Origin of the sequence: Dyella telluris, from assembly GCF_014297575.1 — a bacterium.
GTDB lineage: Bacteria > Pseudomonadota > Gammaproteobacteria > Xanthomonadales > Rhodanobacteraceae > Dyella > Dyella telluris.
In genome coordinates this window covers 1484687-1496604 of record NZ_CP060412.1, presented here as the reverse complement: position 1 = coordinate 1496604, position 11918 = coordinate 1484687, and the positions used below count along the sequence as shown (strand labels likewise).

Here is an 11918-nt window from a genome sequence, read left to right as displayed (position 1 = left end):
GTTGGCTCATGATGCCACGGGTTTTGTCACGGCAAGGGGATGGCCCGTCGCCGGCCTAGCGCAGTTGGCGGTAGACCTCCAGGTCGAAGGCATCCACCTGTACCACCGCGTTGCGCGCTTCGTCCGCTTCGCTGAGTGCGTCGTACTCGGCCTGGGTAATGATGCCCGCCGCCAGGGCATGCTGGCCCAGTTCGTCGCCCGACGCCCGGTCGAGCTGGCCGGCGCGGATAGCATCGCGCAACTTGGTTTCCACCGGCAGGGCACGCACGGCCTTGTCCAGCGCCGCTTCCAGCTCGCCGAGCCCGGGTTCCTGCGGGCCGGGCACGTGGATGTCCCCGGTGAGATGGATGCGCGCTTCGCGGTCTTCCAGGATGGCGCGCGCCGCGCGCTGGCCCAGCCGGTCCGACGGCGGCCGGAAGCGTGCGCCCAGCGGGAATACCAACAGGCGGACCACACCGGCCGCGAACCCGGCCGGCAGGTTATCCAGCACGCCGCGTAGCGCCTCCTGCGTGCGATAGAGCGCCAGCGCCACACCCCAGCGCGCGAGGTCGTAGTTGGAGGCGAGCTTGGCTTCGTCGTGGTAGCGCTTGAGCGTGGCCGCGGCGAGGTACTGCCAGGCCAGCGCATCGGCCAGGCGACCGGAGATCTTCTCCCGGCGCTTCAGCGAGCCGCCCAGGGTCGCCATGCAGGTATCGGAAATCAGCGCGAAGGCCGATGCAAAGCGCGTGAGGTGCTGGTAGTAACGCGTCAGCTCGTTGGCGGGCGCTTTGGCCAGCCGGGCGCTGGTCAGCCCCAGCAACAGTGCCCGCACGGCGCGGGTGAATACGAAGTTGATGTAGCCGAAGGTGCAGGCGTCGACGGCTTTGAGGTCCTTCGCGGCAATCGCTTCGATCAGTTTCTGCACCCACGGATGGCAGCGGATGGCGCCCTGGCCATAGATGATCATCGAGCGGGTCAGGATGTTGGCGCCCTCGACGGTGATGCCGATGGGCACGGACATCCACATCGGCGACAGCTGATTGCGCGGACCGCGCTGGATCGCCGCGCCCGCGCGGATGTCCATGGCGTCGCTCACCACTTCGCGCATGGCGTCGGTGAGATAGGCCTTGGCAATGGAGCCGAGCACCGCCGGCTTTTCGCCTGCATCCAGTGCGCCGCAAGTGAGCGTGCGCGTGGCCGTCATCAGATAGGTCAGGCCGGCAATGCGGGCCAGCGGTTCTTCGATGCCTTCGAAGCGGCCGATGGGCGTATCGAACTGTTCGCGCACCGTGGCGTAGGCACCGCAAATGCGCGTGGCCATCTGTGCCGCGCCCACCGCGAGCGCGGGCAGCGAGATGGATCGCCCCGCCGCGAGGCTTTCCATCAGCATGCGCCAGCCGCGTCCCACCTGCTCAACGCCGCCGACGATGGCGTCGATGGGAACGAACACGTCGTGGCCTTCGATGGGGCCATTGGCAAACGGCACGCCCATGGGATCGTGGTGCGCGCCGATCACCACGCCAGGCAGGTCGCGGGCGATCAGCGCACAGGTGATGCCGCGATCCACTGGGCCGCCGAGCAAACCGTTCGGGTCCTTAAGGCGGAAGGCCAGGCCAATCAGCGTGGCCACCGGCGCCAGCGTGATGTATCGCTTGTTCCAGTTCAGGCGCAGGCCGATCACCTCTTCGCCACGCCACTGGCCCCATTCCACGATGCCTTCGGACTGCGTGGCCGCGGCATCGGACCCGGCTTCCGGTCCGGTGAGCGCGAAACAGGGAACCTCCCGGCCATCGGCAAGGCGGGGCAGGTAGTGCTGCTTCTGCGCCTCGGTGCCGTAGTGGAGCAGCAACTCGCCGGGGCCCAGCGAATTGGGCACCATCACGGTAACGGCGGCGGCCACCGAGCGCGTGGCGATGCGCGTGACCACGCGCGAATGGCCGATCTCGGACATGCCCAGCCCGCCATAGGTTTCCGGCAGCACCATGCCGAAGAAGCGCTCGCGCTTGATGAACTCCCACACCTCCGGCGGCAGGTCGCGCTGCTGCTGCACCTTCCAGTCGTCGAGCATGGCGCACAACTGCGTCACCGGGCCGTCCATGAAAGCCTGTTCGCGCGCGCTAAGCGGCTTGCATTCAAAACGCAGCAACGCATCCCAGTCGGGCGCGCCGGAGAAGATCTGCGCGTCCCACCACACCGTGCCTGCCTCGAGCGCAATGCGTTCGGTCTCGCCCAGCCGCGGCATGACACGGGCCAGCACCGGCAGCAGGGCGCGTGCGAAAAGCGCGCGGCGCAGTGGCGCAAAACCGGTTACCAGTGCAACCAATGCCGCGGCGAGAAGCAGTACATATAGAAGGAGTGGCGAATCCACCCCGCGCACCATCCAGGTGATGAGCAGCACGGCCACGCCCAGCACCCAGGCCAGCCAGCCACGGCCCGCGAAGGCCAGGCCCAGGAATACGAGCAGGGCGGCGATCCAACCGATCAGCAGCATGGTGTTCTCCTTTCCGGAAAACCCATCGTGGGCAGGCAGGGTTCAAGAAAATGACAACGGACCATCCAGCTGGCGCCCGTCACCGGCTAAGATGCACGCACTGATCTGGCATCGTGCCGGCGTGGCGTCGCCGGTAACGCGCAACGGAACCCCCGTTCGCGCTGACCTCAAGGGGTCTTAATGAAAGACAAGCAGGAGATCGTCTCCAACTGGCTGCCGCGCTATACCGGCACGCCTGTGGAGGAGTTTGGGCAGCACATTCTGCTGACCAATTTCGGGCATTACGTGGACCTCTTTGCCGAATGGCATGGCGTGGAAGTGCGGGGCCGCGACCGGCCCATGCCCAATGCCACCGCCGACGGCATCACCCTGATCAACTTCGGCATGGGCAGCCCCAATGCGGCGACCGTGATGGATCTGCTCAGCGCCATCCATCCCAAGGCGGCGTTGTTCCTGGGCAAGTGCGGTGGCCTCAAGAAGAAGAACGCCATCGGCGACCTGGTGCTGCCGATTGCCGCCATCCGCGGCGAGGGCACCTCCAACGACTATCTGTTGCCCGAGGTGCCGGCCTTGCCGGCCTTCCAGCTGCAGCGTGGCGTCTCCACCATGATCCGCGACCTGGGCTACGACTACTGGACCGGCACGGTGTACACCACCAACCGCCGGGTCTGGGAGCACGACGAGGCGTTCAAGGATTACCTGCGGCGGACCCGCTGCATGGCCATCGACATGGAGACCGCCACCATCTTCGCGGCGGGCTTCGCCAACAAGATCCCCTGCGGCGCCCTGTTGCTGGTGTCCGACCAGCCGATGATTCCGGAGGGCGTTAAGACGGAATTAAGCGACCGCAGCGTGACCGCGCAATTTGTTGAACGCCACATACGCATTGGTATTGAGGCGTTGAAATTGGTGCGGCGCAAGGGACGCAGCGTAAAACACCTGCGTTTCGAGGAAGAGGGCAGCCTCGACTAAGCCCTTGCAGAATCAGCGGTCTGGTGCGGAAGGGAGAATCCGGCCAGGCCGCTTTCACCATGGCTTCACCCCGTTCCAACGATGGTCGGTGCGCCGCAGCGGACGCGGATGCGCCAAGGGGTTGTCTTTCCGAACAGATTATTTCGCAAGTATCTGCGATAACTGTCGCGACATGGTAATTTCTTGCCGTATAGATTTTATTGACTATCTGTAAGTAAAGCGTGATAAATGCCCAGCGCTGTGGACTACCCTCGATAGGGGTCTGCACCTAAATAGTTTGGGTGACTAGGGCGCGGGTTTGAGGCGGGGAAATCTTTCAAACCCAGTCAATATAAATAACGGGAGGGTGTTCTCATGAAGTTCGGGGAAAATAAACTGTGCACGTCGGTGCGCCTGGCGCTTTCGCTGGGTATGCTCACCGCTAGCGCCTACGGCACTGCAGCTTTCGCTCAGGACGCACAGTCCAGCACGCCGGCACCGGCTGCCGACCAGGCCAAGAGCAAGACGCTTGAAACGGTGACCGTCACCGGTTCGCTGATTCGCCGTGTAGACGTCGAAACGGCCAGCCCGGTTGTCACCATCGACCGCGCCCAGATCCAGGCGACGGGCAAGCAGACCCTGGGCGACCTCGTCCAGCAGCTGCCGGCCATGACGGGTGGCAACGTCAACCCGCAGGTCAACAACGGCGGTGGTACGGGCCAGTCGTCCATCAACCTTCGCGGCCTTGGCTCCAAGCGCACGCTGATCCTGATCGACGGCCAGCGCCTGCTGAGCAAGGACCCCAACGCCATTCCGGCCGATGCCATCGAGCGCATCGAAGTGCTGCCGACCGGTGCGTCGGCCACGTACGGTTCGGATGCCATCGGCGGCGTGGTGAACTTCATCACCCGCAAGAACTACCAGGGTGCCACCTTCACCGCCAACGTCGGCCAGTCCGATCGTAACGACGGTGAGCAGAGCGGCTACACCTTCACGTTCGGCCAGACGTCCGATAAGGGCTGCATCATGGCCGGCATCAGCTACAACAAGCAGGATGGCGTGGAGTCGGCCAACCGCTCGTTCTCCAAGAACGCGCTGACGCTTTCCGGCTCGCAGGTCTACATCGGCGGTTCGACGGCCACCCCGGTGGGCCGCATCCAGGTTGACCCCGCCACGGCAGCAGCCGGCGGCCTCAGCTGCGGTTCCAACGGCAATCGCGTGTCGCTGAATGCTGGCGGCAACCCGACGGTCTTCAACTCGTCGAATTACCACTGCTACAACCCGGCTACCGACAAGTACAACTACGCGTCGGTCAACCTGATCATGACCCCGCAGGAGCGCACCGGCGGCTTCCTGCATGGTGACTACCACCTGGGCGATCACGTCACCGCCTACGTGGACGCGGTCTACCAGAAGACCTCGGCCAACTTCCAGTTGGCTCCGGCCGTGTATGGCACGACCAACACCGGCGCGTCGGTTGCCCCGGGCAACGCGTTCAACGTGTTCAACCCGGGCGGCGGCTACGGCACGTCCAACGGCCTGAACTTCACCCAGCGTCTGACCTCCAACGGTGTGCGCGAAGCGTTCACGGGTCGTACCGATGCCCAGATCAACACGGGCTTCAAGGGCGACTTCACCGTTTGGGACAAGAACTGGAACTGGGACGTCGGCTTCAACTACGGCCACGAGAGCGTCGTGACCACCACGGCTGGCCTGGTTGACCAGACCAAGCTGTACACCGGTGCCTCCACGCTCAACGCTGACGGCACCGCGAGCTGCCCGGCCGGCGTCGATCCGGTGGCCTGCCAGTTCAACCCGTTCGAGCCCAACTCGTCCGCCGGCAGCATCGCCGCAGTGAAGGCAGCCAGCGTCACGGCTCCGTCCAACAGCTACGTCATCGAGCGCACCTGGCACGCTGGCATCAGCGGCGAGCTGTTCAGCCTGCCGGCCGGTGCCGTGCAGCTGGCCCTGGGTGCTGAAGACCGCAAGGACTACCAGCACACCGTGCCGGCTCCGCAGCTGACCATCGACCCGACCACGGGTAGCTGTACGCTGGGCAGCCAGTGCTTGAGCGCCGTGCAGGGTGGTTACACCACCAAGGACATCTACGCCGAAGCGTTCATCCCGATTCTGGCCGGCCTGCCGGGCGTGCAGTCGCTGAACCTGACCATCGGTGATCGTTACTCGGATATCGGCAGCTTCGGCACCACGAACAACTTCAAGTTCGCGCTGGAGTGGAAGCCGTTCGACGACCTGCTGCTCCGCGGCACCATGGAAGACGTGTTCCGCGCGCCGACCCTGGGCGAGCTGTATGCCTCGGGTTCGGATGCTCCGCTGATCCACACCGATCCGTGTAACGGCTACACCGGTGCCCCGGCGGGTTCGCCGCTGGCCCTGGCTTGTAAGAACGTCCCGACCGACGGTTCCTTCGTGAACCAGTACACCCTCCCGGGTGCTTCGCAGGCCGGTACCGTTGTGCAGGGTTCGCGCGTTGCCGGTTTCGACGTCAAGCCGGAACACGGCAAGTCGTATGACTTCGGCTTCGTCTACAGCCCGTCCTACGTGCCGGGCCTGTCGACCACGGTCGACTTCTGGCGCGTGAACCTCAACAACACCATCACCACGGTGGGTCTGCAGAGCCTGCTGAACCTCTGCGCCGCGGGTTCCACGCAGTACTGCCAGTACATCCAGCGTCAGGGTGGTACGGGTCCGAATGCTGGTCAGCTGCTGCAGTCCACGGTTGAGCCGGTGGGCAACATCGGTAGCCTGAACACCTCGGGTATCGACTGGTCCGCCAACTACAAGCTGCCGCAGTTCTCCTTCGGCCAGTTCAACGTTGGCGTCAACGCGACCTACCTGAAGTACTACGACCAGAGCACCGGTACGGCTGCTGAAGGTGGCATCACCTACAAGAACGCCGGTCACATGCTTGCCTATGGTTCGGCAGCTTCGTCGGCTTGTCCGGATGCGGTCGGCGTCTGCTTCTTCCCGCGCTGGCGTGCACAGGGCTTCGTGGATTGGCAGGCTGGCGGCTGGAGTGCCCAGTGGCGCATGCGCTACATCGGTCGCTTCGAGATGGGTGGCCCCGAAGGTTCGCCGCAGGACAGCGCGCCGAACGGCAACCCGGGCTCGATCCTCAAGTACGGTGCAACCGTCTACAACGACGTGTCGATCGGCTACAACCTGGCCATCATCAACACCCGTCTGGACTTCGGCGTGAATAACCTGTTCGACAAGCAGCCGCCCATGCTGTACGCGAACAACTCGCTCAACGCCAACACCGACCCGAGCGACTTCGACCTGATGGGCCGTTACTACTGGGCTCGCGTCACGGTCAAGTTCTAAGCCGTTGATATAAGCGTTAACCTTGAGGGCCGCGTGGAATTCCACGCGGCCCTTCTTTATGTGTGAAGCCATGGTTTCCGACGACATCTCCCAGATTGGGGCCGCCATCAACGGCGGTCATCCCGAGCGCGCCGAACAGCTGAGCCGAGCCGCACTTGCGGTTCACCCCGGCCGCCCTGACCTCACGCTGATGCTGGCCATCAGCCTGCACATGCAGCGCCGCGTAAGCGACGCGCTGCCGTTCTATGCCGAACTCGCGCAGGGCTCGGAAAGCAGCATCAACTGGAACAACTACGGCACGGCCCTGCTGGAAACGGGCCATCAGGGCGAGGCGGTCAAGGCCTTTGCGCGCGCTGTGGAGCTTGACCCCTCGAACATCACGCCCAAGCGCCAGCTTGGCCTGCTGCTGATCGAGTTGCGCGATTACCTGACGGCGCGTCACCTTCTGCTGGATGTGGTGGCGGCCGATCCCGACTCCCTGGAGGCCCGTGTCGATGCGGCGCGGGCCTGCTGCTACTGCCAGGACCAGGAAGGCGCAGAGGATTTGCTGCGCCGCTGGCGCCAGTGGGTGCCGTTCAACGATGACGACCTGCAGCTGTCGCTGGCCCAGGTGCTGACGCTGAAGAACGATATTCCCGATGCGGTCGAAGTGCTGGAGGATCTGCTGGCGCGCTGGCCCGGGCAGTTCGACGTGCGCCTGCTGCTGGCCAACCACTACGAGCGCCTCAATCGCCTTGACGATGCCGACGCGGTGCTGGTGCCCGTGCTGCGTGCCGGGTCCGGCGCGTCGAACGTACAGACGCGTGAGGCCCGTCATGTTGTGGCGACGCTGGCCATGCGCCGTGGCGATGCGACGGCGGCACGCGATCTGCTGGAGGTCACCGGGCCGGAGTCCGAAGGCAGCTTCAATCATTACTACCTGCTCGCTTCTGCCTACGACAAGCTCGGAGAAACGAGTAAAGCCATGGAGGCGCTGCAGGTGGCGCATCGCATGGAAGCCGCGGAACGCAGTTTCGATTCACCCGAATTCTTTGTGCCGGGTGCCCCCGCCATGCCGGTTGACGCTCCTCGCGTGACTGCCGAGCAGGTCGCGCGCTGGCCGCAGCTGATTGCACCGGAGATGCACGATTCGCCGGTGTTCGTGGTGGGCTTCCCACGCTCGGGCACGACCTTGCTGGAACAGGTGCTCGACGCGCACCCGGGCCTGCAGTCCATGGACGAGAATCCGTTCTTCAACCGGCTCGCCGGCATTCTCGGCAATCATGATCGCCGCATCCTCGATGACCTCAGCGTGCTGCGCCAGTTCGACGTGGACGAGCTGCGCAAGCGTTACCACGCGATGGTGGACGAGCGCATCCAGCGCAACTGGGATGCGCGACTCGTCGACAAGAACCCGCTGAACATGCAGTGGTTGCCGATGATGGTGCGGTTGTTCCCGCAGGCCAAGTTTGTCCTCGCCGTGCGCCATCCCTGCGATGTGCTGCTGAGCTGCTACATGCAGAGTTTCCGTTCCAGTGCATTGGCCGCGGCCTGCGGCAGCCTCGAGCGTCTTGCCCATGCCTACGTGGAAACCATGCAGTGCTGGCTGGATGAGGTGGCCATCCTGCAGCCGTCGGTGATGGTGTCGCGCTACGAGGACCTGGTCGACGATTTCCCGCAGCAGGTTTCGCGCATCGCGGCTTTCCTCGAGCTGGAAGACAGCGCGCCCATGCTGGCCTTTGACCAGCATGCGCGTGGCAAGGCCTACATCGCGACGCCCAGCTACTCGCAGGTGATCGAGCCGGTGAATCGCCGGGCGGTGGGCCGCTGGCACAAGTATCGCGAGCAGTTCGAGCCGCTGTTGCCGATACTCGAACCGATGTTGCGCCACTGGGGTTACGACAGTTCGCCAGCCTGATGGGGCGGCGTCGGATGGGTGGCGATCAGCCCGGCTTGATCGCCGCCAGTTCCGGCAGATAGGGAAGGTATTGCTGCCAGCGTCCGGCTGAGTTCCGGTACACCGCCTGCCGCGCCTGCCAGGTGCTGGCGGTGGCGATGCTGGTCTGCGGAGCCTGTGCGTTGGGCGCGGGTTCGCCTGGCAGGCCAAGCCACTGCGCGATGGTGGCCAGGGTTTCTTCCGGCGCATCGACGAACTGCTCATAGCGCACGCTCAGGAACGACGCGGGATAGCGCGCCTGCCAGTGGGCTGCCAGGCGTTGGCAGTCGCGGATCACCGTGGCGATGTCGCTGAAGTCGTACGCGTAGTCGTGCGCCTGATCGTGGAACAGCTGCGACCACAGCGACAGGGCGATATCGCGCGCGTCACGTTCGCAATGGATAAAGCGCGCGTTTGGCCACAGCGCCATGGCCAGGTCGACACGCAGCAGATTCAGCGGCTGCTTGTCGATGTACCAGCGTGCATCGCCGTCGTCCTGGCGTAGCTGTTGCTCAACCTGGCGTGCGGCTTCTTCCAGTTGCCGGCGCGTTGGCGTTATCGGTGACAGGCGCTGTTCCCAGAATTCCAGCCAGCCCAGCTCGCCGCGATTCTTCACGCCCGGATAGCGCGCCAGCTGCTGCGCGAGCAGGGTGGTACCCGAGCGCGGCACGCCCACCACGAATACCGGCGTCCAGTCTTCCGGAGCGGAGAGCACCACCGACGGCGGCGCTGCCGCCAGCCGCGCCTCGATGCTGCGCTTCCAGTGCTTGCGCGACCAGTTGCCAGCCGCGTGGACGCTTGCGTTCGCCTGCCGCAGATAGGTGGTGGCCGCGGCAAAATCCCCAACATCGTCATGCGCCTTGCCCAGCGCGAACAGCAATGCACGTCGCGTAGGCTCGGTCAGTCCGGGGCGTTGCAGGGCTTCCTGGAAGAACGCGAAATCCTCATGCGCCGACGTGTCGTAGCGCTGCAGACCCGCAAGTCCGAGCGGGATGTTCCAGTCGAGCGCGTCCGGCGTTTGTGCAAGCGCGCGGGTGTAGTGGGCCCGCGTGCGCTCGAACAGGCCAAGCTGGATGCCGAGCATGCCCGCATAGGCGTGCAGGCGAGGGTCGTCCGCACCCGCGTCGATCGCGATTTCGCAAATCGCGAAGGCGTCGTCTGGACGGCCATAGTCGTCGAGCATCTCCACCGCGCGGATAGCGGTATCGACGTCATGCGGACCCTGCGCGAACAAGGTGCGCAAGGTCTGTCCGACGGCCGTCAGCCGGCCCTGTTCGCGCAGCAGCGAGGCAAGCAGGAAGGCGGCGCCGGCATCTGTCGGATGCGCTTGCAGCCGCTCAGCCAGCACCTGTTCGGCGCGCGAGGTGTTGCCGACCTGCCACAGCAAGCCGGCGAAACCGAGTACGGCCTCGGACGATGCCGGAAAGTGCTGCGTGGCCGCGTCGAATACGGTGAGCGCCGCGGGGAGCTCACCGTGAAGCATCAGTGTGCGCCCCTGCTCGAGCCATTCGCCCTCGGGCGCCGTGGCCAGCGCGGCAAGCAGGGCCTGCACGTTTCCGGGGGGCGTCGTGCCGAGCGTCATCCCGGGCTGTCCGGCAGGCCCAGGGCTGCGCGCAGCGGGTTCAGCAGCGCGCCATAGCGTTGTGATCGTGCGGTATCGCTGCGCATCGGCTGGCGCACCTGGGTGGCGCTGGGCGAGCGCACCACGCGCTGGTTCTGGTGGAAGTTCACGCAGGCTTCTTCGAACGGCAACCCGCAGAAGGCCAGCAGCTCGCGGATCTGCGTTTCGGGATCGGCCACCATGGCCTCGTAGCTGTGCTCGCGCACATGGCCCGGATGAAGCGCCGCGCTGCGTGCCACGCTGCGGTCGAAGTCACGCCAGAAGCTGGCCAGGTCACCGAAGCTGCGGCTGTAGCCGTTGCTGGCGTCCAAGGGTTGCCGATAGCAGGAGAAGCAGGTTTCCAGCGGATCGCGCCGCACGACCACCACACGCGCGCCCGGCAGCATCGCGCGGATCGCGCCGATATAGATCCAGTTGTTGGGAAGCTTGTCGGTAAAGACGGGACGCTCGCTGCGCCAGCGCGCGGTGCGATCCAGATAGCGCTGGCCCAGTCGCTGCCAGTCGTCGGGCGTGGCTTCGCGCGCCCACTGCGGAATGGGCTTGCCACCCAGTCGCTGGGTTTCCTCGGCAAGCACGCGCGGCAGGTCCGGCAGTTCGCCGGCGCCTTCCACCGACGAATGCGAGGCCAGGATCTGTTCGACCAGCGTCGAGCCGGAGCGGGGCAGGCTGACGATGAAGATCACCTCGCTGCCCTGCGGTTTCGCGCTGCCTGTCGGCGGTGGTTCGAACGCGTCGGAGATCGAGCCGATGCCGGTGGAAAACCGCGGTGCGTCCCACGCCTGGTAACGACGCGCGATGGCGTTGGCCTGGGCCAGTGCGTCCAGGGCGCGGGCATAGTCACCCTCGTCGTCCAATGCCTTGGCGAGCGCAAAGCCCATCGTGATGCGGTCCTGCTCGGTCGCATCGGCTCGCTTCAGTGCGGACTGCATGCTGGCGATGTCGGCGGCATCGAAGCGTCGGGTGCGCAGGTCGGCCAGGCCCCACCAGGCCAGCCCGAAGGTCGGGCGAGCGGCCAGCAAGCGACGGTATTCCGTGGCGGCCGCATCGACGTCGCCGCGCGTGCGCAGCAGGTCGGCCAGCAGGGCGCGTGCGCCGATGTGGTCGGGCGCCAGCGCCACCGCGCGTTGCAGCGCCTCGGCCGCCTCGTCGTTGCGCACCGATTTGGTGAGCATGACGCCGAGGTTGTACCAGGCCATCGCCAGTCGCGGATCGAGCTCGCAAGTGCGGCGCAGGGCGACGATCGCGCCCTCGTAGTCACCGGCGTTGCCGAACAGCGAGCCCAGCGTGTTGTGATAGAGCGCGTCGTTCGGCCGGTGCACCAGGGCGCGCTGCATCAGCCGCACGGCGTCGTGGTGCTGCCCTCGCAGGCTCAGGATGCCCGCCTTCATGCGTAGCACTTCAGGATGGTCGGGATAGGCCGTGAGGACGCGCTCGAGCTGGCGGTCCGCCTCGTCGGCGCGCCCGGCGTCCAGCGCCTGGGCGGCCATCATCACGTGTTGGGTGGCCGATGGCCCCAAGCCTTGCAGTCGCGAATTCATCAGTGACCCGATTCAGGGATGACCTCCGCCGCACGTCCTCCGGCTGACGAAAAAAAGCGCGTGCGGCCCGTCAAAACA

6 protein-coding genes are annotated in these 11918 nt (G+C 65.4%); 3 read left to right on the top strand and 3 right to left on the bottom strand.

Going from position 1 to position 11918, the window contains the following annotated elements; translation table 11 throughout:
• Positions 1-55: 55 nt before the first annotated feature.
• Positions 56-2470 (bottom strand): acyl-CoA dehydrogenase, encoded by a 2415-nt coding sequence (locus H8F01_RS06890; protein ID WP_187058270.1) that lies wholly within the window; start codon positions 2468-2470, stop codon positions 56-58.
• A 180-nt stretch (positions 2471-2650) separates the two neighbouring features.
• Here H8F01_RS06890 and H8F01_RS06885 point away from each other — a divergent pair, with 180 nt between their 5' ends.
• The 3 genes from H8F01_RS06885 (at position 2651) to H8F01_RS06875 (ending at position 8663) form a co-directional block, all read left to right on the top strand.
• Positions 2651-3442: an AMP nucleosidase gene (locus H8F01_RS06885; protein ID WP_187058269.1), complete on the top strand. Its 792-nt coding sequence runs from the start codon at positions 2651-2653 to the stop codon at positions 3440-3442.
• A 354-nt stretch (positions 3443-3796) separates the two neighbouring features.
• The gene (locus tag H8F01_RS06880) at positions 3797-6766 is read left to right on the top strand and encodes a TonB-dependent receptor domain-containing protein (RefSeq protein ID WP_187058268.1); all 2970 of its coding nucleotides are present in this window, start codon (positions 3797-3799) and stop codon (positions 6764-6766) included.
• A 70-nt stretch (positions 6767-6836) separates the two neighbouring features.
• Positions 6837-8663, top strand: coding sequence for a tetratricopeptide repeat-containing sulfotransferase family protein (locus tag H8F01_RS06875; protein WP_187058267.1), 1827 nt, complete (start codon positions 6837-6839; stop codon positions 8661-8663).
• A 25-nt stretch (positions 8664-8688) separates the two neighbouring features.
• Here H8F01_RS06875 and H8F01_RS06870 read toward each other — a convergent pair whose 3' ends face one another.
• Both H8F01_RS06870 and H8F01_RS06865 read right to left on the bottom strand, forming a co-directional pair.
• A complete protein-coding gene (locus H8F01_RS06870) occupies positions 8689-10263 on the bottom strand; it encodes a tetratricopeptide repeat-containing sulfotransferase family protein (protein ID WP_187058266.1) in 1575 nt (524 codons plus the stop codon).
• The gene (locus H8F01_RS06865) at positions 10260-11840 is read right to left on the bottom strand and encodes a tetratricopeptide repeat-containing sulfotransferase family protein (RefSeq protein WP_238481176.1); all 1581 of its coding nucleotides are present in this window, start codon (positions 11838-11840) and stop codon (positions 10260-10262) included. Before H8F01_RS06865 ends, H8F01_RS06870 begins: the two co-directional genes overlap by 4 nt.
• Positions 11841-11918: the final 78 nt, after the last annotated feature.

What these genes read in the sequence shown, in the direction of transcription:
- H8F01_RS06890 (WP_187058270.1), bottom strand. Translation starts at nt 2,470, where the DNA reads ATGCTGCTGATCGGTTGGATCGCCGCCCTGCTCGTATTCCTGGGCCTG.
- H8F01_RS06885 (WP_187058269.1), top strand. Translation starts at nt 2,651, where the DNA reads ATGAAAGACAAGCAGGAGATCGTCTCCAACTGGCTGCCGCGCTATACC.
- H8F01_RS06880 (WP_187058268.1), top strand. Translation starts at nt 3,797, where the DNA reads ATGAAGTTCGGGGAAAATAAACTGTGCACGTCGGTGCGCCTGGCGCTT.
- H8F01_RS06875 (WP_187058267.1), top strand. Translation starts at nt 6,837, where the DNA reads ATGGTTTCCGACGACATCTCCCAGATTGGGGCCGCCATCAACGGCGGT.
- H8F01_RS06870 (WP_187058266.1), bottom strand. Translation starts at nt 10,263, where the DNA reads ATGACGCTCGGCACGACGCCCCCCGGAAACGTGCAGGCCCTGCTTGCC.
- H8F01_RS06865 (WP_238481176.1), bottom strand. Translation starts at nt 11,840, where the DNA reads ATGAATTCGCGACTGCAAGGCTTGGGGCCATCGGCCACCCAACACGTG.